We start from the raw sequence: 20,855 nt of genomic DNA, 5'->3' as shown, positions 1-20,855 counted from the left end.
GGCCTTCTGCCCGGTATCCGTCCACCACGACAGGACGTGGTGGACGGCCGGTGCGGCTCGTCAGGTGGGAGTTCCGGCGACCAGCCGGCCGAACGCCGCGGACTCAGCCGTCGATGGCGTTGTGCGGGCGGGACTCGATGGCGGTGCGGCGACCATCCCACCGGCTCGGCTCGTCCTTGCGGCGAGGTGGGCGGTCGTTGGCGATCAGCACCGCGATCCAGGGCAGTGGAATGGACGCCACGATGATCAAGATGGACAGCAGCGGATTGCCGAACGTGCTGTAGGCGATCGCCGCGAGGACCAGGCAGGGGATGCGGAACGCCATGATGATCGTGTACCGGCGCACCCTGGCGCGGTGCTGATCCTCCAGCGAAGGCGCCGCCTCGGTGATCAGCGCTGGGTGTTTGCCGTCACTGCCCGGGAAATACCCCGAGGAACGGCCGGCCTGCGGCGGCACCGTCACCTCGGGATGTTCTCCGCGGTCGCGGCCGTCGGCGGAGGAGGAGTCGCCGTTGCGCTGCATACCCTGAGTCTTCCACTAGTGGCCCGTCCACGCACAGACCGGGCTCCGGATGGCTGCTCACTATCTCGGAGCGGCATGCGCCGCCGTGGTCGGCAACTGATCCGGCGATGCGGCATCATGGAATGCGTGAGCACCGACACCATGGTTCGCCCGGACACGACGACCGACGAGACGACGGGCGACGACACCCCGAAGTTCTTCCACTACGTGAAGAAGGACAAGATCGCCGAGAGCGCCGTGCTTGGCACCCACGTGGTCGCGCTGTGCGGCGAGGTCTTCCCGGTGACCCGCTCGGCCAAGCCCGGCTCTCCGGTGTGCCCGGAGTGCAAGAAGGTCTACGAGGGCCTACGCAAGGGCGACTGAGGCCAGGGCCCTACTCCGTGGACGAGGACGACACTCCCCGCCGGTCGAGCGCGGCCAGGGACCGGCGGGGTCCGGTGTCGTCCGGGTCGGTCGCGGCGTCGTCTTCGGCCGGCGCCTCCTCACTCGCGCCGCTTTCGCCGCGTACTTGGTTGGCGATCCACTCCTTCACCTGCTCCATGCGTGTCGCGCGGGCAGGCCAGAACTCCTGCACCGCCGCGTTGAACTCCGCGCCGAGGATCACTGCGAAGCCGAGGAAGAACGTGAACAGCAGGAACGCGATCGGCGTAGCCAGCGCGCCGTAGGTGACGCCGGTTCTGGTTACCCAGGACAGGTAGCGGCGCAGCAGCTCACTCGCCGCCATGAAGAACACCCCCGCCACCAGGGCGCCACAGAAGAGGCGATGCCACGGCAGCGAGGCATGCAGTGCCAGCTTGTACAGGGTGGTGAGCCCAACGATCAGCAGCAGGCCGACGCCCGGGTAGTAGAAGAAATCCAGCAGCTGAAGTCCCGTCGCCCGCCACGCCGCGGGCAACACCCGCCCGATCAGCGCCGGTCCCAGCGCCACCAAGGGCAGAATGAGCACCGCCGCCACCAGGAACAGCATGTACAGCAACAGCGCGAAGATGCGCTGCCACACCGGGTGCCGCGCGTCCTGCTGGTCATGGGCCTCGACGATCGCGTCGACGAACGTCGCCATTGCCGACGACCCGGCCCACAGCGACAGCACGAAACCCACCGATACCACCGCGCCGCGGCCCCGTCCGAGGACGTCTCGCACCGTCGGCTCGATCAGGTCCGACACCACGCTCGCGGGGAACAACTCCTGGCTGAACGCGATGATCTTGGATTCCACGATCTGCACGGTGTCCGGGCCGAACAATCCGCCGACGTAACCGAGGCTGCCGAGCACGCCGAGCAACAGGGGCGCCAGCGAGAGCGTCTGCCAGAACGCCGCCGCGGCCGACTTGGCGAAGATCGAGTTCCCCCAGGCCTTCTCCGCCACCCGTACGACCAGCGCGACCGTCTGCCTGCTCGCGTGTGCCGCTCCGGCGCCCGCCCGGTCGGCCCAGGACCGCGTGCGCACCGTTACGGTGCGGGCCGACGGTGCGTCGGTCCGTGGCGGATCGCCCGGGAGGGCGCGGTGATCGGTCATCGTGCATACAGCATCGCGCACTTCCGGGATCCGCATCGGCGTCCGGGCCCGACGTGTCGGTGCGCATCGGGTGAACTTCCAGCGTCCTTGCTGGTGGCCGTGTGATGCCCGTCGCGCCTTTCGCGTCGGTTTGGCGACACGCCGTGCCGGGCGGCTAGGGTCGTCTGCGTGACTGGGTCGGGTGGCACCGCTGTGGCGGGAGAAGCGGGCGCGCCGGGGGATTCGAAAACAGCGAGTACCGCCGCAGGCGGGTCCCTCCGTGCCTGGCAGCGACGTGCGCTGACGAAGTATCTGGCGACCAAACCGCGGGACTTCCTCGCGGTGGCCACCCCGGGGGCGGGAAAGACCACGTTCGCGCTGCGCGTCGCGGCGGAACTGCTGGCCGACCGGACCGTGGACCAGATCACCGTCGTCGCGCCCACCGAACACCTCAAACACCAATGGGCGCAGTCCGCGGCTCGCGCCGGGATCGCGTTGGACTCGCGGTTCTCCAATTCGACCGGAGGCACCTCGGGGGACTACCACGGTGTCGTGGTCACCTACGCGCAGGTCGCCGCGCATCCGTTCCGGCACCGCGTGCGCACCGAAAACCGCAGGACCCTCGTCGTTCTCGACGAGATCCACCACGCGGGCGACGCGAAGAGCTGGGGTGAGGCGACGGCCGAGGCGTTCGGCGACGCCACCCGCCGCCTCGCGCTCACCGGTACGCCGTTCCGCAGTGACGACAGTCAGATCCCCTTCGTCATCTACGAGCCCGACGAGTCCGGCTTCCCGAAGTCCCGCGCCGACCACACCTACGGCTACGCCGAGGCGCTCGCCGACGGCGTCGTGCGGCCGGTGGTCTTCCTGGCCTATTCCGGCGAGGCGCACTGGCGCGACAGCGCGGGGGAGGAGTACTCCGCACGCCTCGGCGAGCCCCTCAACGCCGAGCAGACCGCCCGGGCCTGGCGTACCGCGCTGGACCCGGCGGGTGACTGGATGTCGGCCGTGCTGCGCGCCGCCGACATCCGGCTGCGTCAGAAGCGTGCCTCCGGCATGCCCGACGCGGGCGGGCTGGTGATCGCCACCGATCAGGACCGCGCCCGCGACTACGCCGAACTGCTGGAACACATCTCGGGCGAGAAGCCGGCCCTGGTGCTCTCCGACGACCCGTCCTCCTCGAACCGGATCGCGGAGTTCAGCAACAGCACCCAGCCGTGGATGGTCGCGGTGCGCATGGTGTCGGAAGGCGTGGACGTGCCGCGCCTGGCCGTGGGTGTGTACGCGACCAGCGCCGCGACGCCGCTGTACTTCGCCCAGGCGATCGGTCGCTTCGTGCGTGCGCGCAAGCCCGGCGAGACCGCGACCGTGTTCCTGCCGTCGGTGCCGGTACTGCTGGATCTGGCCGCTCAGTTGGAGGTGCAGCGCGACCATGTCATCGGCAAGCCGCACCGGGAGCAGAACGGACTCGACGACGACCTGCTGATCGAGGCCAACAAACAGCAGGACGAGCCCGGCGAGAAGGACAAGTCCTTCGTCGCACTGGCCGCCGATGCCGAACTCGACCAGGTGATCTACGACGGCTCCTCGTTCGGTACCGCCACCTTCGCCGGCAGCGACGAGGAAGCGGACTACCTGGGCATCCCGGGGTTGCTCGACGCCGAGCAGATGCGCGCGCTGCTGCGCGAGCGGCAGGCGAAGCAGGTCGCCGAGCGCGGTGCGGCCGTGACCGAGCCGGAGCCGGGTCCGCAGGTGGCCAGCGCGGCGGAGCGGGTCGCCACCGCCGACCGGCTCGGCGAACTGCGCCGCGAGCTCAACAGCCTGGTGGCCATGCATCACCATCGCACCGGTAAACCGCACGGCGTGATCCACGGCGAGCTGCGGCGCGAGTGCGGCGGCCCGCCGACCGCCCTGGCCACCGCGGAACAACTCGGCGATCGCATCGCGGCCCTGCGCCGTAAGTAGCGGTGCGGCGGGGGATCCGAGTCAGGTGGGGACGGGCCAGGCGGCCATGGCGCAGTCGATGGACGCGGTGAGTTCCGCCAGCGAAGCACCGTCCCGCGCCTGGATGGACAGGCCGTAGAGGACCGTGGTGTAGAAACCCGCCAGGGCCGCCGTGTCGGTGCTCGCGGGCAGATCGCCCTCGGCCACGCCGCGATCGAGGCGCCGACGGATGTCTTCGGTGGTCTCGCGGCGTTTGTCGATCAGGAAATCGCGGATGTTCGTGTTGCGCGTGGTGTACGTGGAACCGGCGAGCACGACCATGCAGCCGTGCGGCTTGTTCTGCTCGGTGTAAGCGACGGCGTTGTCCCGCAGCATCGCCTCGACGCTGCCGCGCGCGGTCGGTTCTTCACGCAGCGCACGATCGGTGTAGCGGCCGTCGGTTCGTCCGTAGAGTTCGACGGCCTCGCGGAACAGTGACTCCTTGCCGCCGAAGGCGGCGTACAGGCTCGGCGAGTTGATGCCCATCGCGGCGGTGAGATCGCTCATCGACGAGCCCTCGTAGCCGTGCTCCCAGAACACCTCCATGGCACGGCGCAACGCCTCGGCGCGGTCGAAGGCGCGCGGTCGTCCCCGTTCGGCCATCGCGGAACCTTTCTGTGTCGATCGTTAAATATACCTATTGACAGTGGGTGGCCGATGCGTTTGGGTATTTATGTACTGATCGACACAGAATTTGGAGGAGTGCAGATGTCAGACCTCACGGGCAAGGTGGCGCTGGTGACCGGCGGCAGCCGCGGAATCGGCGCGGCGATCGCGCGCCGCCTCGCCGCGGCGGGCGCGGACGTCGCGCTGACCTACCAGCACGCCGAGGGGCAGGCGAAAGCGGTGGCCGGCGAGCTCCAGGCGCTCGGGCGCCGGGCAATCGCGATCCAGGCCGACAGCGCCGACGCCACCGCGGTGCGCGCGGCCGTCGACCGGGCCGCGTCCGAACTCGGTGGGTTGGACATCTTGGTCAACAACGCCGGAATCTTCCCGGCCAAGCCATTCGAAGAGTTCACCGTCGCGGAGATCGACAACGCGCTGCACGTGCACGCCCGCGCGGCGTTCGTCGGCGCGCAGGCGGCGGTCGCGTACATGACCGAGGGCGGCCGGATCATCAGCATCGGCACCAATCTCGCCGAGCACGCGCCCTTCGACGGCTTGACGCTCTACAACCTGAGCAAGTCCGCGCTCAACGGATTCACCAAGGCGCTGGCCCGTGAACTCGGCCCGCGCGCGATCACGGTGAATCTCGTGCAACCCGGCTCCACCGACACCGACATGAACCCGGAGGGCGGCGACCACGCCGCACAGCAGCGCGAGCTGACCGCGCTGGGCCGCTTCGGCACCGCCGACGATGTCGCCGCCACGGTGGCCTTCCTGGCCGGTCCGTCCGGCCGCAGCATCACCGGCGCGTTCCTCACCGTGGACAGCGGCACCAACGCCTGATCACCCGGTGGAATACCGCCCTGGCGAGACCTCGACCACCCGCCGGAACGCCGCGACGTACGCGCTCGTTTCCGGGGCCAGACGGCCGGAGAGCGCGCGCGACCGATCCACGCGCCGGGTCGCTCAGGTCGGCGCTGTCGTGAAGAACCGAGACGGATCGAGCGCGCCGAGCGGCGTCCATCGCGCTGGTGGCGCCGACACGTCCGGATCTCGCGGGGCCGCGGCGAAATAGCCCTGGATCTCCAGGGCGAGCCGGGGGTTCTCATCGACGTTGCGGGCCATCTCGTAGTAGACGGCGAGTACGTGCACGCACCGCGCCGATCGTGCCGCGCAGGAACAGTCGGTGCCCGCCAGGACCGGTGCGAGCGGGATTCCCGCCGCTGCGATCGCGCGGTGCATGTCGTCGGTCAGCACGGACGGGTCCGGCACGATCGCGGCGATGGCCGTGATCGTGGCCCTGGTCAGCGGCGCCACTTCCAGGTGGGTCAGTGAGGCCTGACCGCCACGATGGATGGTGGCCCGCACGACCCGTCCCTCGACGGTGACCTGCACGCCGTTGTTGCGTGCGATGCTGCGGGCGCGCGGGAGCAGGGGATCCGGTCGGGTCTGGCGCAGCGGCTCGGCGAGGCGCACCCAGTCCATGCCCCATGCGGTGTAGCCGAATTCGTTGTCCGCCATCAGTTCTCCCTTTTGCGGCGCAGGATCTCGATGAGCTGTTCGTCGCCGAGCGCGGCGAGCGCGGCGATGCCGGTCGCGTCGCCGAGGTCGGTCAGGGCGGCCTTGCGGTCGTGCATGCCCGCGATGTGCTCCTCCACGGTCGTGGCCGAGGTGAGTGTGGTGACGGTGACGGTGCGGGTCTGGCCGATCCGGTGGGCGCGGTCGGAGGCTTGCGCCTCCACGGCCGGGTTCCACCAGCGGTCGAAGTGGATGACATCCGCGGCGCGGGTCAGCGTGAGTCCGGTGCCCGCGGCGCGCAGACTCAGCACCAGTATCGGCGGCGCGTCCTCGGTCTGGAACCGGGACACGATCGCGGCGCGTTCGGCCTGGTTCAGCCCGCCGTGGAAGAACGGCGCCGTCACCCCGAACTGTTCGGCGACATGGCGCACGAGCAGTTCACCGGTCCGGCGGTACTGGGTGAAAACCAATGTGGGGCTGGCGGTGTCGAGGTTGGTGGCCAGGATGTCGGTGCACAGGTCGAGTTTTCCGGATCGACCGGCCAGCTCGCCGAGTTCGCCGGTGACCAGCCCGGGATGGTTGCACACCTGCTTGAGCGAGGTCAGCGCGGCGAGCACGCGGCCGTGGCGCTCGATGCCCGCGCCGAATCCGTCGTCGACGGCCTGCGCGAGCAGCTGATCGTAGAGCTGCTCCTGCTCGGTGGTGAGGTCGCAGAGCAGGTCGCTGTGGATCTTCGCGGGCAGCGCCGCCGCGACCTGACTCTTCTTGCGCGCAAGCACGACCGGTTCGATGGTGTCGCGCAACCGCGCCGCCGCGGTCGCCGACCCGTCCTGGATCGGCCGCACGAATCGGCGCCGGAACTGCGTCCGGTGCCCGAACAACCGTGGCGCCACCAGGTTCAGCAACGCCCATAGCTCGTCCAGATGGTTCTCCACGGGCGTGCCGGTCAGCGCGATCGTGGCGGCCGCGTCGATCGCCCGCGCCGCCTTCGCGACTTGGGTGCGCGGATTCTTCAGCGCCTGCGCCTCGTCGAAGACTGCCGTCGCCCAGCGCTGTCCGGTCAGCAGCCGTCCATGCAGCCGCAAGGTGGGATAACCGGTGACGACGACCGTCGCCGCGCCGGCCGTGATCTCGCCGCCACGCCACGCGACCACGCGCAGCCCCGGTGCGAACCGGCTGATCTCGTGCGCCCAGTTGCCGACCAGTGAGGTCGGACAGACCACGAGCTGTGGCCCCGCCTCGGCGCGGTCGAGCAAGAAGCCGATGGTCTGGACGGTCTTGCCGAGCCCCATTTCGTCGGCGAGCACCGCACCGCCGTGCGCGTCCGCGGTTTCGCGCAACCAGCCGACCCCGCGTGCCTGGTAGGGCCGCAGCCGCGCCTTCAGCGTCGCACGCAGGTCCGCCGCCACGGCCTCGGTGTCACGCAGCGCCCGCAGGGCGCGCCGCGCCGACACGATGGAGGTGCCGGACGCATCCGGCACGGCATGTGCGGCTATCGGCAGCTCGGGGTCGTCGAGCGCTTCCGCCGACGGCTCGGCGCGGGTGGCGCGCACGATGTCCTGCCAGATCAGGATCGAATGTCCTGGATGCTCGACCGCCAGTTCCGCGAAATCCTCCGGGGAGACCAGCGCGGCGTCGACATCGGTGACCTCCAGCGCACCGTCGGCGCCGACCGGGAGGACCAGCGCGAGCGTCTCGCGGTCGCCGTGGCCACGCGGGGCCGGTCCGGCACCGTGTCCCGCCCACGTCCACAGGGCGAACATGTGCCGATCCGGCAGATATGTGGCGTGTGTGCTGGACAGAGCGCACCCCTTCAAATCAACGTAAGCCGTACGGAGTATCGTGAACAACGTACACCGTACTGGATTTGTTCCGAGGAGTGCCGTGAGGGAGCGTCAGCGAGTGAACCGACAACGCAGCGCGCCCTCGCGCACGACGGAGCCGAGCGTCAGCGAGGCGCAGTCGTGAGCGAGCAGCCGAGCGTCCACCAGGAGCGGTCATGAGCGAGGAAATCTCTGTCGAACAGGCGAAACAGGTGATGAGCCTGCTGTGGCGGCATGAGCTTCCCGCGCGTCCCGCGGGACGCGGCCCGAAGCAGACCGTCAGCGTCGACGCGGTAGTCGCGGCAGCGGTCGCACTCGCGGACCGGGAGGGCTACGAGAAGGTCTCCATTCGCGCGGTCGCGGCGGAGCTGGGGCTACGCCCGATGAGCCTGTACACGTACGTGCCCAGCAAAGAGGCGCTGACGATACTCATGGTCGACGCGGTGGCGGAGGAGGACACACCCATTCCGGGTGACCTTCCCCCGCGCGAGCGCATGGCGACGGTGGCCCGCCAAGTTCGGGCGGAAGTGGTCGCACACCCCTGGCTGCTCGAGGTACCCCCGTGGCGCCTGGTACTCGGTCCGGGACGGATGCGCCGCTACGAACGGCAGCTCGCCGCGATCGACGGAATCGGCCTACCGGACGTGGCGATGGATCGGGTGATCGCCGTGCTGTCGGAGTTCGCGACCGGAAACGCGCGCATGGCGGTCGCCGCCGCCCGCGAGACGCGCAGGATGAGCGACACACGCTGGTGGGAGGTGCACGGCCCGCTGCTCACCGAGGTCATGCCGTCGAGTGAGTTCCCGCTGGCATCGCGGGTCGGCGCGGCGGTGGGCGACTTGTACCAGGCGCCCGCCGACCCGGACGGTGCGTTCGACTACGGGCTGGCCAGGCTGCTGGACGGCATTCTCGGTGCGGTGTCGGCGCCCTGACCCGGCCGCCGAGCATGCCGACAGCGGGCGACCTGTGGGTCGCCCGCTGCCGGTGGTTGACGGTGTTCTGTTGTCCGATGCTGTTGTGTCAGGACGCGAGGAGCGAATCAGAGCGCGGGAGCGGACTCCGTGTCGATCACGGCGTCCAGCTCACGCAGCCGATCCATGTGTTCGTTCGCGTGGTGCTGGCAGAAGAGCAACTCTCCACCTGCGGGAAGTACGGCACGCACTTTGGCCGCCGCCCCGCAGCGGTCGCAACGATCGACCGCGGTCAGTGGGGTGCTTGTCAGGGTTCCTGGCATGACTCCTCCGTCCTGGCTCCCGGTCCCGACGACCGTTCACCTGGTGTGGGGCCCGTGGTCACTCACCACGAGCTCGCTACCGCTACTTCCCAGCAGGGGTATGACTACTCTGTCAGACGTTCGGGACGGGGGACTTTGTTCCCGCGAATGATTCAGTGTGTTTTCGATAACACGACCAGGGATTTCGCTAAGGGCGAACGCCACAGGTCAGGTTGTCGAAGTGCACTCCATCACATCCTCGATCGGCCGATCCAGTTGTCCACCCGGAGATTACCCGTGACCTACGACACTCACACGCTGGTTCACCTATGCACTTTGGGTGAGTGGCTTTCCGCCCGGCAAACAGGGGAGTACCGCGCGCCCTCGCTCGGTGAGGCGGGATTCATCCACCTCTCGGCGCCGGGGCAGGTGCACCTGCCCGCGAACCGGTTGTTCGCGGGACGGCGCGATCTGGTGCTGCTGCGCATCGACCCGGGCCGTGTGGGCTCGCCGATCGAATGGGAGCCCGGTGTGCCGACCGATCCGGAGTCGATGCTCTTCCCTCATCTGTACGGGCCGCTGCCGGTGGCGGCGGTCACCGCGGTGGAGAAGTACCTGCCCGATGCGGGCGGGACATTCGCCCCCCTCGTCAGGTGATCACCGGCCGCGGATCTCGCGGGCGAGGATCGCGGCCTGAACCCGTGATCGCACACCGAGTTTCATCAGCACCCGAGAGACGTGTGTCTTGACCGTTGTCTCGCCGATGAACAGCCCGGCCGCGATCTGTGCGTTGGACAGGCCGTCGCCGAGGCAGTCGAGCACTTCGCGTTCCCGCTCGGTGAGCTCGTCCAGCCCAGCCGGAACCGAGTGCGCCGCAGCGTGATCGGACGCGGCGAACGCCGAGATCACCGCCTTCGTCACTTCCGGGGCCAGCACGCCGTCACCTGCGGCGACCGCGCGTACCGCCTCGACCAGCGAGTGTCCCGACGCGGATTTCAGCACGAACCCCGACGCACCGGCGCGCAGCGCGCGAAAGACGTACTCGTCCAGGTCGAACGTGGTCAGGATGAGTACCCGGGCCGAACCGACGGCGGTGATCCGCTCGGTCGCGGTGATCCCGTCCATCCCGGGCATCCGCACGTCCATCAGCACCACCTGCGGCCGCAGCGCTTTGGCCTGCGCGATCGCGATATCACCGTCGGCGGCCTCGCCGACCACCTCGATGTCGTCCTCGACGTCCAGGATCATCCGCAGTCCCGCGCGGATCGCCGCGTGGTCGTCGGCGATCACCACCCGAATCGTCATGACGCGCTCGCGGAGCCGAAGGGCAGCCGGGTCAGCACTTCCCAGCAGCCGGAATCCATTCCGGCGCGGAAACTTCCGCCGAGCGCGGCGGCACGCTCGCGCATGTTCACCAGTCCGCGGTGCCCGGCTTGCGCGGCCGCATGGTGCGGCCGCACCGAGACCGTCGGGTTGCGGATCGTTACGCTCAACACTTCGTCCTCGGCGCGCACGTCGATCGAGACCTCCTGTCCCGGTGCGTGTTTCATGGCATTGGTCAATGCCTCCTGAACGATCCGGTAGGCGGCCTGGTCGACGGCGCTCGGCAGCGCCGCGCCGTCGAGCGCTTCGTGCACCCGCACCGAGATCCCCGCCGCCCGTGCCGCGTCCACGAGGATCGACAGCTGGGCCAGCCTGCGGGGCGCGCCTACCTCCTCGGCATCACCGTCGCTGTGCAGCAACCCGATCATCGTGCGCATCTCCTGCAGCGCGCCGACACTGTTGGAACGGATGGACCGCATGATTCCGGCGACCGCGGGGTCGTCGTCGCTGCGGGCAAGCATCCGCAGCGCCGCCTCGGAGTGGATCGCGATGGCCGACAGATGACCGGCGATCACGTCGTGCAGGTCGCGTGCCATCGTGGTGCGCTCGTCGGCGATGGCCGCGCGCCGGTCGAGGTCGGCGACCAGGGTCAACGCCTGCGCGCGCGTGCGCTCGGCCGCCGCGATCTCTTTGTGCGTGCGCACCGAGTTCGCCCACCAGATCGGCGTCGCCACGAAACCGAACACCGCCACCAGCGCCACCGCGACCGCGTGCGGGTCGGCGGTCAGCACCAGCGTGAGCACCACGATCACGGCGGAGAACACCGACCAGCACAGCGTCGTGATCCGCGACGCCCGGCGCCCGGCGTAGAGCACGGCCGAATAGATCAGGTCGCCGTAGACGAGCCACACCGGCAGCGTCGCGCCGAGCCAGGTGTCCACCGCCAAGGGAACCGATCCACCGAGCATGGCTGCCATCGGATTCCGGCGGCGGAAGAACGTCGCCAGGCACACCGCCAGCAGCACGCCGAGCCGCACCCACAGCGGCAGCTGTGTGCCGCGCTCGGTCATCGTGGACAGCCCGGTGAGATGCAGCGCGGTGCCGCCGGCGAACACGATCACCGCGCCGAGCGCGTCCCGCGTTCCCTCGGGCATCTCCGACCACCGCCGCACGCCCTCCATCACAGCACAGGGCACGCGACGCGCCATCGGTCGAAGTGATGACGGAACGGTTCATCGGCGCGGACATCCGGCTAATCTGGAGGGCGTGAACGTCGACGTCACCGCACTACCCGGCATCGGTGTCCGCAAGGACTTCGAAGTGCGCTCCGGTCGCCGAATCGGCGTGGTAGCCCACCGCGACGGTGATATCGACCTGATCGTCTCCAAGCTCGAGGATCCGGATGCCTGTGCCGCGCAGATCCCGCTGAGCACCGACGAGGCGGCGGTGCTGGCCAATCTGCTCGGCGCGCCACAGCTGGTCGCCAAGCTCAACGACGATCACCGCGACCTGCCCGGGATCACCACCCGTCAGCTACCGATCGGCGATGAGTCGCCCTACGACGGGCGCGCCCTCGGCGAGACCCAGATGCGCACCCGCACCAAGGTCTCCATCGTCGCGGTCATGCGGGCGGGACAGCTGCATCCCTCGCCCGGTCCCGATTTCACCTTCACCGCGGGCGACCTGCTCGTGGTCGTCGGCACCCCGGAGGGTCTCGATGCCGCCGCGAAGATTTTGACGCACGGCTGAGCACGTGACAGACACCGCGCTCGCCCTGATCGAGCTCGGAGCGGTTCTGTTCGCCCTCGGCATGCTGGGTCGTGTTGCCGGACGCTTCGGCATGTCACCGATCCCGCTGTACCTGATCGGCGGACTGGTCTTCGGGCAGGGCGGTGTCGTGAAACTCGAGTCGGCCCACGAATTCGGCCACATCGCCGGAGAGATCGGCGTGGTGCTGCTGCTGTTGCTGCTCGGCCTGGAGTACACGGCGACGGAACTGGTGACCGGGTTGCGCCGCTCCTGGGCGGCCGGAGTCGTCGACATCGTGGTCAACGCGACACCGGGCGCGGTGGTGGCCCTGCTGCTGGGCTGGGGCGTCCCCGGCGCGATCACGCTGGCGGGCGTCACCTACATCTCCTCCTCGGGCATCGTGGCGAAGGTCCTCGACGATCTCGGCCGGCTCGGCAACCGCGAGACCCCGGTGATCCTGTCCATCCTGGTGTTCGAGGATCTGGCGATGGCGGTGTACCTGCCGATCCTCACCACGGTCCTGGCCGGGTTGAGCTGGGTCAGCGGTATGCGCGCGCTCGGGCTGGCGCTGCTGACGATCACGCTGGTTCTCATCGTGGCGCTGCGCTACGGCCGCCACGTTTCGGCGATCGTGGACAGTGCCGACCGCGAGGTGTTCCTGCTGACCTTGCTCGGCGGGGCGTTGCTGGTGGCGGGCATCTCCTCGGCGCTGAGCGTGTCAGCGGCGGTGGGGGCATTCCTGCTCGGCATCGCGATCTCCGGTTCGACCGCGGCCGCGGCGGCGAAACTGCTCGAACCGCTGCGCGACCTGTTCGCGGCGATCTTCTTCGTAGCCTTCGGACTCAACACCGACCCGCGGTCGATTCCGCCGGTGCTGGGCTGGGCGATCGTGCTGGCGGCGGTCACGGTGGCGACGAAGATCGCCACCGGCTGGTGGGCCGCGGCCAGGCAGGGCATCCGTCGGATGGGCCGGGCCAGGGCGGGCGCCGCGCTGGTGGCGCGAGGTGAATTCTCGATCGTCATCGCGGGATTGGCGGTGAGCGCGGGTGCGATGGACGGCCAGCTCACCGCGCTCGCGTCGACCTACGTGCTCCTGATGGCCGTGCTCGGCCCGATCGCGGCGCGAGTGGTCGAGCCGATGGTGGGGCTGCTGCAACGCCGCGCGCGTCCCGAGCCCGCGATCTCCTGATTCAGCCCGCGCGGCCTCGTTGTTGCTGCACATTTGCTCCTGCGCCGGAACGAGTTTGCGGGCCGCTGACCGCCATAACGCCCGATTCCGGTCGCTGGCAAGATCAGCATCGATTTCGATGCGGTACAGATGCTCTGACCAGCGATAAAATCAATAACGGGTCGGGATCCACAGATTCGATCTTGGAAGGAGATGAGATCGATGCTCGATCTTGGTCTCGGGCTATTTCTCAGGTGGCTCGCACTGACATTCGGAATCGGCTTCGGCCTCAGCTGATAGCGGCCCCCGCGGCAGAACCGGGCACCGTGCACGCGCTGAGGTCGCGTTATCGGTGCCCGTCGTCATGTCGGGGGAAGTATCGGCTCGGTTGCGGTCTGCTCGCACCAGCGAAGGAAGGACCGATGCCGTCGCTGTAGATCTCGACGGTAGCCGTTGACTTGCGCTCGCGTAGCAGGGTCACCCCGGGACGGCAGCAAGACTGCCCGATATCCGGCGCCGGGCAACTGAAGCGTCGAGGCAATGAGGTCGGCGGCCCTCAGTGACGGAGCCGGTACGCGTTCACGACGGGCGAGACCGGAAAGCGGTATCCAGAAACGCGACGCCCGCATTCGCGGTGCCGCTGGAACATCGAGCGGCACAACGAATGCGGGCGTCGAGACGAAGCGATCTAGTCCAGGTAGTCGCGGAGCACCTGGGAGCGGCTGGGGTGGCGCAGCTTGCTCATGGTCTTCGACTCGATCTGGCGGATGCGCTCGCGGGTGACCCCGTAGACCTGGCCGATCTCGTCGAGGGTGCGCGGCTGGCCGTCGGTGAGGCCGAAGCGCAGCCGGACGACGCCCGCCTCGCGCTCCGACAGGGTCTCCAGCACGGATTGCAGCTGGTCCTGCAGCAGCGTGAAACTCACCGCGTCCACCGCGACGACGGCCTCGGAGTCCTCGATGAAGTCGCCGAGCTGGCTGTCGCCCTCGTCGCCGATGGTCTGGTCCAGCGAGATGGGCTCACGCGCGTACTGCTGGATCTCCAGCACCTTCTCCGGCGTGATGTCCATTTCCTTGGCCAGCTCCTCCGGCGTCGGCTCGCGGCCGAGGTCCTGGAGCAGCTCGCGCTGGATGCGGCCGAGCTTGTTGATGACCTCGACCATGTGCACCGGGATGCGGATGGTACGGGCCTGGTCGGCCATGGCGCGAGTGATGGCCTGCCGGATCCACCAGGTGGCGTACGTGGAGAACTTGTAGCCCTTGGTGTAGTCGAACTTCTCCACCGCGCGGATCAGACCCAGGTTGCCCTCCTGGATCAGGTCCAGGAACGCCATACCGCGGCCGGTGTAGCGCTTGGCCAGCGACACGACCAGGCGCAGGTTGGCCTCGAGCAGGTGGTTCTTGGCCCGGTTGCCGTCGCGGACGATCCAGTTGTAGTCGCGCCGCATCGCGACCGGCAGCTTTTCGCCCTGCTCGGCGAACTCGCGCACCTTCTCCGCCGCGTAGAGACCGGCCTCGATCCGCTTGGCGAGCTCGACCTCTTCCTCGGCGTTGAGCAGCGCGACCTTGCCGATCTGCTTGAGGTAGGCGCGCACCGAGTCGGCCGAGGCGGTGAGCTCGGCGTCCTTGCGGGCTTGCCGCAGCGCCTCGGATTCCTCCTCGTCCCAGACGAAATCGCCGGAGGCCTTCTCCGCGGCGGTCGGCTCGTCGGCCTCGCCCTCGGCTTCCTCGGTCTCGGCGTCGTCGGCGACCTCGACCAGCTCGTCACCGTCGGCGAGGTCTTCGTCGGAGACCTCCAGATCGCCGAGATCCTCGAGGTCGAGCGACTCCTCCTCGATGGCTTCCTCGGCGCCGGGCTCGCCGTCCGGTCCCGCCTTCTTGGTGGTGGCCTTCTTCGCCGGAGCCTTGGTCGCCTTGGCGGCCTTCTTGGCAGGCGCCTTCTTGGCGGCGGCCTTCTTCGCCGGAGCCTTCTTCGCGGCAGCCTTACGGACCGGCCGTGCTGCGGTTACATCTGCGGAGTCGGCATCGGCCGATTCGGCGGTCTGACGGGTATTCGTGGCTACCACGTACGCCCTTTCGTGACGGTCTCGTGCGGCGTCACGCCAGAGTAGTTTTCCGGCGGAGCGATCTGTCGGGTTTCACCGGCGGAGGGCCGGTCGGGGTTTCTCCGGCTCAGCCGGGCACGTTCCATTGTAACGATCTAACCAGGGTACCTACGGCACGATGCCAGGAACGGCATCCCCGCCGCGCCCGCGCGCCTCAGGGGGCGATACCTCCGGCAATCGCCATCGCCGCGCCGACTATGCCCGCGGTGTTCCGCAGACGCGCGGGAATGACCGGTGTCCGGTTGGTGAGCAACGGGATCCATTGCTCGGCGTCCCTGCTGATGCCTCCGCCCGCGACGAACACGACCGGGAAGAAGAGATTCTCCAGGGTGGTCAGCACGATGCTGACTTCGGCGGCCCACTCCGCGTAGCTCAGACCGTCGCGCTCCTTGACCGAGGCCGCCGCGCGGTGCTCGCTCTCCCTGCCGCCGATCTCCACGTGGCCGAGTTCGGTGTTGGGCACCAGCGTCCCGTGGTAGAGCAGCGCGGAGCCGATGCCGGTGCCGAAAGTCAGCAGCACGACCAGCCCGGCGAAATTCCGCGCCGCGCCATAGTGGTCCTCGGCCATGCCCGCCGCATCCGCGTCGTTGAGTACCGTGACCGGACGGCCGCCGAGAGCGGCGGAGAACAACGCCCGCGCGTCGGTGCCGATCCAGGCCTTGTCGATATTGGCCGCGGTGCGCGCCACGCCGCCGATCACCACCGCTGGCAGAGTGAGGCCGACCGGCCCGTTCCACTGGGCCTTGGCGACCAGCTCGGCCACCGCCTCGGCCACGGCAAACGGTGTCGCCGGATGCGGTGTAGTGATCTTGATTCGCTCATGGACCAACTCGCCGGTGGCCAGATCCACCGCTGCGCCTTTGACGCCGCTACCGCCGATATCGATACCGAATGCGTGCCCCCGAGCGGACATGACTAACCCCTCGTTCCCTGTGCTGGCCGGTGTGGTGACAGCGTCGCCGCACCCGGGCCCACCACGCCATGACGGGGCGATGCGATGGGATGCCCGACGACGGCGCTGTGTCGTGCACGACAAGAGTAATGCGACATCGGGGCTGGGCGTTCGACGAGGATCTGTGATGCGATGGAAGGCGTGCCGGAAACCTCATCGTCAGTGTCCGACTACACCCCCGACTCCCTCGTCTCGATCGTCGCGCGCGGCGACGAGGCCGATCTGCGCCGCGTCGCGGTCGACCTCGCGGAAACCGCCGCCGCGCATGTCCGCGCCCGCCGTCCCGAGGTGTTCGGGCCCGCGGGCGCGCACGCCGAAGGCGCCGTGCAGGCCAAGAGCCACGCGACCGACCCGGTGACCATCGTGGACACCGAAACCGAAGAGCTGATCCGAAGACTGCTCGCCGAACAGCGCCCCGGCGATCCGATCCTCGGCGAGGAGGGCGGCGGCAGTATCGACGACGCGAGCGCCGACACCGTCCACTGGGTCGTGGATCCGATCGACGGTACGGTCAACTTTCTCTACGGCATCCCCGGCTACGCCGTCTCGGTGGCCGCGCTGCGCGGTGGCCGACCGGTCGCGGGCGCCGTGGTCGACGTCGCGCGAGCGGCCACCTACAGCGCCGGGCTCGGGCTCGGCGCGCTGCGCGTCGGCGCCGACGGCGTGGTGGAGCATCTGCGCTGCACGTCCGTCGAATCGGTTGCGATGTCCTTGGTGGCGACCGGATTCGCCTACGGCAGCCGGCGCAGGACCCGGCAGGCCGAGCTGATCGCGCAGGTGCTGCCGCACGTGCGCGACATCCGCCGCTTCGGCGCGGCGGCGCTGGATCTGTGCCACGTCGCCGCCGGCCGGGTGGACGCGTACTACGAGCACGGCCTCAACGCCTGGGACTGGGGTGCGGGCGCGCTGATCGCCGCCGAGGCGGGCGCGCGGCTGACCCTTCCGCCCGCCACGTCCCCGGGTACCGACGGCGACCTGGTGGTGGCCGCCGCGCCCGGCATCGCCGACGAACTCGGGGCGCTGCTGGCCCGGGTCGGCGCTACCGAGCCGATTCCCGATCGCTGATCAGCAGCGGGCCTGCCGAGCGGCGTCGAGCAACTCGATATCGATCGCCGTGGAGTTGCCCGGTGCCGGATTCTTCAGCGAACGCAGCACCTCCTCGGCGTCATTGCTGGGCCGGATGTCCCGGAACAGCGAACCGAGCACCAGATCGACGGTGTCGTCGCCGCGCTGATCCTCGATCAGCTCGGCGCACGGCGCGACCAACTGCACCGCGGCGGCGGCCGGGCGCCCGCTCACACCGAAGCGGATCTGGCCCGTGCACTCCAGATCGCCGTTGACGTATACCGAATCGTTGCCGTACTGCGTCCCCGGCGCGCTCGCGAAGCCGAGATCGCCGAGCTGAGCGGCCACGTGGGCGGCTTGGCCGCGCTGGTTGTTCGCGTTCAGCACGCGCACCTTGCTGGCCGCCAGCGGGGCGGGTTCCACATCCTGCAGCCGCCCGGCGCCGACCCGCTGGCCGAGCGGAATCGGTTGCGGCGCACCGGGATCGGTGGCGGGACTGGGTGAGTTGCAGGCCATCGCCGTGTGGTCGGCGTCGTGCGTAGTGAGTGCCTTGATCCAGACGATCCCGCAGATCAATGCGAGAACGCCGAGCATGATGAGCCAGGGCTGGGGGCGGCGCCGAAGGAACGGCCGACCGTACGAATCCGTCGCGGTGCCTTCGGTGATCAGTGAAACCACCAACACACTCTACGAAAATGTGTCCCGGGCGCCGTGCAAGGTCTCGGTGCGTTCCACCGTCGGTGTCGATTGCCCCTCAGTTTCGACTCGGCTGGGTTTTGATTGCGACTTTTGCTCCGCGGTCCGCTATTGTCTGGCGGCCCAGATCGAATCACCAGTGCTGAAACCGGTGGTCGGTCGCGGGAACAAGAAGGGCATGTCCTGCGTTTACCCAGCGCTATCGAGAGTGGATCGGTGCGATCCGCCCTGATAGGAGACCGGTGTACGTGTGACGTGCACCACCGGCGGGGCGGTGTGGGTCGCACCGATTCCGGCAGGAATCGGGTGTGAACGGACCGGTCCGGGATACACGGAGTTAGGACGAGGGGAAGACGACATGGCAACCGACTATGACGCACCGAGGCGCACCGAATCCGACGATGTGTCGGAGGATTCGCTGGAGGAGCTGAAGGCTCGTCGTAACGAGGCACAGTCCGCCGTCGTGGATATCGACGAATCCGATACCGCGGAGTCGTTCGAGCTTCCCGGCGCCGACCTGTCCGAGGAAGTGCTGACGGTTCGGGTGATCCCGAAGCAGGCCGACGAGTTCACCTGTTCCAGCTGTTTCCTTGTCCATCACCGGAGCAGGTTGGCCAGCGAGAAGGGCGGCCAGATGATCTGCATGGACTGCGCCGCCTGATCTCGACGAGATCGGACAATGTGTCAGCCCGCGCTCGGAAGACCGAGCGCGGCAAGGACCCGTTCGGGCCGTCGCGTACTGACCAGCCAGTACGGCGTCGGGTCGTCCGGGTCGTCGAGCACGAGCAAGACCATCGGCCCTACCCAGGGGCGATGCTGGACATAGGCGGCAGGGTCGAGCTGGCGGCCCAGCGCCGCACTCTTCGCGGTGGGGGCGACGGTGGCCGCGCGGGCCACGAAATTCACCGGTAGATGTGCGCGGTCGGCGCGCAGCTCCGGTGTGCCGGTCGCGTCGGGCGCCACCTCGACGCGGTGGCGGCTCAGCCACAGCAGCACCCAGACCGGGACCGGGAACAGCAGTACGTAAGGCAGCCAGGCACGCAGTCCCGGCGCGCCCATATGGATCTCCGCGGCGAGCAATCCCGTGATGGCGAACGCTGCCGGCCACCACCACAGCGGCACCCACAGGCGCTCGCGGTAGCCGAGCGCGGGCTGCTTTTTCTCGTCCATGGTCACGGGATTGGGCTGGTCCGACACGAGTCAACACTAAGTCACGAGGGCAAACAGGCTACGCGTAGGCTCGTCCAACGTGAGCGCACTTTCACCCATACCCTTGCTGCGGCTGGACCCCGGCATCCCCGTGCCCACGCGTGCCCATGCGGGCGACGCGGGCGTGGATCTGTGCACCACGCAGGACGTCATCCTGGAGCCGGGGGAGCGGGTGCTGGTCGGCACCGGCGTCGCCGTCGCGCTGCCGGTCGGCACGGTCGGGCTGATCCATCCGCGCTCGGGTCTGGCGGCCAAGGCCGGGCTCTCGGTGGTGAACACCCCCGGCACGGTCGACGCCGGATATCGGGGTGAGATCAAGGTGTGCCTGATCAACCACGACCCCCGCACGCCGATCACCTTGCGCCGCGGCGACCGGATTGCGCAGTTGCTGGTGCAGCGAGTGGAGCTGGTGGATTTCATGGAGGTCGACTCGCTCGACGAGACGACCCGTGGGGCGGGTGGCTACGGCTCCAGCGGCGGTCACGCGAGCCTGAGCGCGCGCACGAACGGGGCGGGCCGGGCGACCGCCGAGGAGGTATGACGCGAATGTTCGGAAAGCGAAAGAAGTCGTCGGACCGGTACGCGGACGATCGGTACGACGAGACGGGCGACTACGCCGACGCGGACTACGAGTCCGACTACGACGACGAGTTCTATGACGACGCCCCCACCGACGAGCGGTCGTACGAAGGCGTGGACTTCAACGCCGACACACTGGGGGGCCGGCCCGGCCCGTACGACTACGACGAGGTCGCCGAACTGCTGGAGGATGGGTCCGAGCAGCGGCTCGACCTCGGGTCGGTGCTGCTGCCGGTCCCGCCGGGCGGCCAGTTGCAGGTCGAGATGACTCCGGAAGGCCAGCCGCAGGCGGTGCACCTGGCCACCGAGCACGGCCGGATCACCGTCGCGGCGTATGCCGCGCCCAAGACGTCGGGCCAATGGCGTCTGGTCGCCGCGGATCTCGCCGACTCGCTCCGCAAGGACGGCGCCAGGGTCTCGGTGGAGAACGGGCCGTGGGGCCGGGAGCTGCTGGCGCTCACCGAGGGCGCCGACCTGCGCTTCATCGGTGTTGACGGCTACCGCTGGATGGTGCGCCTGGTCGCCGCGGGCCCTTCCGGTGCGGCGAACGACGGCAGCCCGCTGGTCAAGGCGGCGCGCGCCATCCTCAGCGATACGGTGGTGCGGCGCGGCGAGGACCCGCTGCCGGTGCGTGAGCCGCTGCCGGTGGTATTGCCACAGGAACTGGCCGAGCAACTGGCCGCGGCGCATCAGCAGCAGGTGCAAGCTCAGCAGCAGCAGATGGCCGCGCAAGCGGCCGCGGCGCAGACCGGGGCACAACCGGTGCTGCCGCCGCGGATCCCGGAGGGGCCGCGCCGCGGTGCGGACGGGTCGGCTATGCAGCAGCTCGGCCTGAACTGAGCAGGCCGG

23 protein-coding genes are annotated in these 20,855 nt (G+C 69.0%); 11 read left to right on the top strand and 12 right to left on the bottom strand.

Translation table 11 applies throughout. The features are described from left to right. Nucleotides 1–103: 103 nt before the first annotated feature. Complete coding sequence (locus ACWPXK_RS16005) at nucleotides 104–523, bottom strand: DUF3099 domain-containing protein (protein WP_454196896.1); 420 nt, start codon at nucleotides 521–523, stop codon at nucleotides 104–106. Nucleotides 524–640: 117 nt separating this feature from the next. Between ACWPXK_RS16005 and ACWPXK_RS16000 the strand changes: the two genes are divergently transcribed. Continuing rightward, a complete protein-coding gene (locus tag ACWPXK_RS16000; RefSeq protein WP_454196895.1) occupies nucleotides 641–886 on the top strand; it encodes a DUF3039 domain-containing protein in 246 nt (81 codons plus the stop codon). Nucleotides 887–896: 10 nt separating this feature from the next. On the opposite strand, the gene ACWPXK_RS15995 is transcribed toward ACWPXK_RS16000, so the two are convergent. After that, nucleotides 897–2,039, bottom strand: a complete 1,143-nt coding sequence (locus tag ACWPXK_RS15995; protein WP_454196894.1) for a YihY/virulence factor BrkB family protein — start codon at nucleotides 2,037–2,039, stop codon at nucleotides 897–899. A 192-nt stretch (nucleotides 2,040–2,231) separates the two neighbouring features. Here ACWPXK_RS15995 and ACWPXK_RS15990 point away from each other — a divergent pair, with 192 nt between their 5' ends. After that, nucleotides 2,232–3,983 (top strand): DEAD/DEAH box helicase, encoded by a 1,752-nt coding sequence (locus ACWPXK_RS15990; protein WP_454197056.1) that lies wholly within the window; start codon nucleotides 2,232–2,234, stop codon nucleotides 3,981–3,983. Nucleotides 3,984–4,004: 21 nt separating this feature from the next. Here the strand turns inward: ACWPXK_RS15990 and ACWPXK_RS15985 are convergent, their stop codons facing one another. Next, nucleotides 4,005–4,604, bottom strand: coding sequence for a TetR/AcrR family transcriptional regulator (locus tag ACWPXK_RS15985; RefSeq protein ID WP_454196893.1), 600 nt, complete (start codon nucleotides 4,602–4,604; stop codon nucleotides 4,005–4,007). A 105-nt stretch (nucleotides 4,605–4,709) separates the two neighbouring features. Between ACWPXK_RS15985 and ACWPXK_RS15980 the strand changes: the two genes are divergently transcribed. Next, nucleotides 4,710–5,450 carry an SDR family NAD(P)-dependent oxidoreductase gene (locus ACWPXK_RS15980; protein ID WP_454196892.1) on the top strand — a complete coding sequence of 247 codons (741 nt, stop codon included), beginning with the start codon at nucleotides 4,710–4,712 and terminating at the stop codon, nucleotides 5,448–5,450. Nucleotides 5,451–5,573: 123 nt separating this feature from the next. Here the strand turns inward: ACWPXK_RS15980 and ACWPXK_RS15975 are convergent, their stop codons facing one another. Next, nucleotides 5,574–6,128, bottom strand: coding sequence for a hypothetical protein (locus ACWPXK_RS15975; RefSeq protein WP_454196891.1), 555 nt, complete (start codon nucleotides 6,126–6,128; stop codon nucleotides 5,574–5,576). Then, the gene (locus ACWPXK_RS15970) at nucleotides 6,128–7,888 is read right to left on the bottom strand and encodes a DEAD/DEAH box helicase (protein ID WP_454196890.1); all 1,761 of its coding nucleotides are present in this window, start codon (nucleotides 7,886–7,888) and stop codon (nucleotides 6,128–6,130) included. The genes ACWPXK_RS15975 and ACWPXK_RS15970 overlap by 1 nt, the downstream gene beginning before the upstream one ends. A gap of 236 nt (nucleotides 7,889–8,124) precedes the next feature. On the opposite strand from ACWPXK_RS15970, the gene ACWPXK_RS15965 reads away from it, so the two are divergent. Further along, nucleotides 8,125–8,880 carry a TetR/AcrR family transcriptional regulator gene (locus ACWPXK_RS15965; protein WP_454196889.1) on the top strand — a complete coding sequence of 252 codons (756 nt, stop codon included), beginning with the start codon at nucleotides 8,125–8,127 and terminating at the stop codon, nucleotides 8,878–8,880. Between the two features lie 107 nt (nucleotides 8,881–8,987). Here ACWPXK_RS15965 and ACWPXK_RS15960 read toward each other — a convergent pair whose 3' ends face one another. Then, entirely contained in the window at nucleotides 8,988–9,182 is a 195-nt protein-coding gene (locus ACWPXK_RS15960) for a DUF7455 domain-containing protein (RefSeq protein ID WP_364330489.1), read from the bottom strand. A gap of 276 nt (nucleotides 9,183–9,458) precedes the next feature. Here ACWPXK_RS15960 and ACWPXK_RS15955 point away from each other — a divergent pair, with 276 nt between their 5' ends. Next, entirely contained in the window at nucleotides 9,459–9,818 is a 360-nt protein-coding gene (locus tag ACWPXK_RS15955) for a DUF952 domain-containing protein (protein WP_454196888.1), read from the top strand. Here ACWPXK_RS15955 and ACWPXK_RS15950 read toward each other — a convergent pair whose 3' ends face one another. Both ACWPXK_RS15950 and ACWPXK_RS15945 read right to left on the bottom strand, forming a co-directional pair. Then, nucleotides 9,819–10,466, bottom strand: coding sequence for a response regulator (locus tag ACWPXK_RS15950; RefSeq protein ID WP_454196887.1), 648 nt, complete (start codon nucleotides 10,464–10,466; stop codon nucleotides 9,819–9,821). It lies immediately after the preceding gene. Further along, nucleotides 10,463–11,638: a sensor histidine kinase gene (locus tag ACWPXK_RS15945; protein WP_454196886.1), complete on the bottom strand. Its 1,176-nt coding sequence runs from the start codon at nucleotides 11,636–11,638 to the stop codon at nucleotides 10,463–10,465. The genes ACWPXK_RS15950 and ACWPXK_RS15945 overlap by 4 nt, the downstream gene beginning before the upstream one ends. Nucleotides 11,639–11,750: 112 nt before the next feature. Here ACWPXK_RS15945 and ACWPXK_RS15940 point away from each other — a divergent pair, with 112 nt between their 5' ends. Then, the gene (locus ACWPXK_RS15940) at nucleotides 11,751–12,233 is read left to right on the top strand and encodes a cation:proton antiporter regulatory subunit (RefSeq protein WP_364330501.1); all 483 of its coding nucleotides are present in this window, start codon (nucleotides 11,751–11,753) and stop codon (nucleotides 12,231–12,233) included. 4 nt (nucleotides 12,234–12,237) lie between these two features. Further along, entirely contained in the window at nucleotides 12,238–13,422 is a 1,185-nt protein-coding gene (locus ACWPXK_RS15935; RefSeq protein WP_454196885.1) for a cation:proton antiporter, read from the top strand. Nucleotides 13,423–14,089: 667 nt separating this feature from the next. Here ACWPXK_RS15935 and ACWPXK_RS15930 read toward each other — a convergent pair. Then, nucleotides 14,090–15,466: an RNA polymerase sigma factor gene (locus tag ACWPXK_RS15930; RefSeq protein WP_454196884.1), complete on the bottom strand. Its 1,377-nt coding sequence runs from the start codon at nucleotides 15,464–15,466 to the stop codon at nucleotides 14,090–14,092. A gap of 193 nt (nucleotides 15,467–15,659) precedes the next feature. Next, nucleotides 15,660–16,418, bottom strand: coding sequence for a polyphosphate--glucose phosphotransferase (gene ppgK / locus ACWPXK_RS15925; protein ID WP_454196883.1), 759 nt, complete (start codon nucleotides 16,416–16,418; stop codon nucleotides 15,660–15,662). A gap of 171 nt (nucleotides 16,419–16,589) precedes the next feature. On the opposite strand from ppgK, the gene ACWPXK_RS15920 reads away from it, so the two are divergent. Further along, nucleotides 16,590–17,522 (top strand): inositol monophosphatase family protein, encoded by a 933-nt coding sequence (locus ACWPXK_RS15920; RefSeq protein ID WP_454196882.1) that lies wholly within the window; start codon nucleotides 16,590–16,592, stop codon nucleotides 17,520–17,522. On the opposite strand, the gene cei is transcribed toward ACWPXK_RS15920, so the two are convergent. After that, nucleotides 17,523–18,200 carry an envelope integrity protein Cei gene (gene cei, locus ACWPXK_RS15915; RefSeq protein ID WP_454196881.1) on the bottom strand — a complete coding sequence of 226 codons (678 nt, stop codon included), beginning with the start codon at nucleotides 18,198–18,200 and terminating at the stop codon, nucleotides 17,523–17,525. Between the two features lie 376 nt (nucleotides 18,201–18,576). On the opposite strand from cei, the gene ACWPXK_RS15910 reads away from it, so the two are divergent. Further along, on the top strand, nucleotides 18,577–18,879 hold the full coding sequence (locus ACWPXK_RS15910; RefSeq protein ID WP_039799153.1) for a DUF4193 domain-containing protein: 303 nt from the start codon (nucleotides 18,577–18,579) through the stop codon (nucleotides 18,877–18,879). Between the two features lie 23 nt (nucleotides 18,880–18,902). On the opposite strand, the gene ACWPXK_RS15905 is transcribed toward ACWPXK_RS15910, so the two are convergent. Continuing rightward, complete coding sequence (locus tag ACWPXK_RS15905; protein ID WP_454197055.1) at nucleotides 18,903–19,388, bottom strand: DUF3093 domain-containing protein; 486 nt, start codon at nucleotides 19,386–19,388, stop codon at nucleotides 18,903–18,905. 79 nt (nucleotides 19,389–19,467) lie between these two features. Here ACWPXK_RS15905 and dut point away from each other — a divergent pair, with 79 nt between their 5' ends. Further along, entirely contained in the window at nucleotides 19,468–19,968 is a 501-nt protein-coding gene (gene dut, locus ACWPXK_RS15900; protein ID WP_454196880.1) for a dUTP diphosphatase, read from the top strand. 5 nt (nucleotides 19,969–19,973) lie between these two features. Beyond that, nucleotides 19,974–20,846, top strand: a complete 873-nt coding sequence (locus tag ACWPXK_RS15895; protein WP_454196879.1) for a DUF3710 domain-containing protein — start codon at nucleotides 19,974–19,976, stop codon at nucleotides 20,844–20,846. Nucleotides 20,847–20,855 lie beyond the last annotated feature (9 nt).

Source organism: Nocardia sp. Marseille-Q1738 (assembly GCF_965283145.1).
This window is presented reverse-complemented; position numbering and strand designations above follow the sequence as displayed.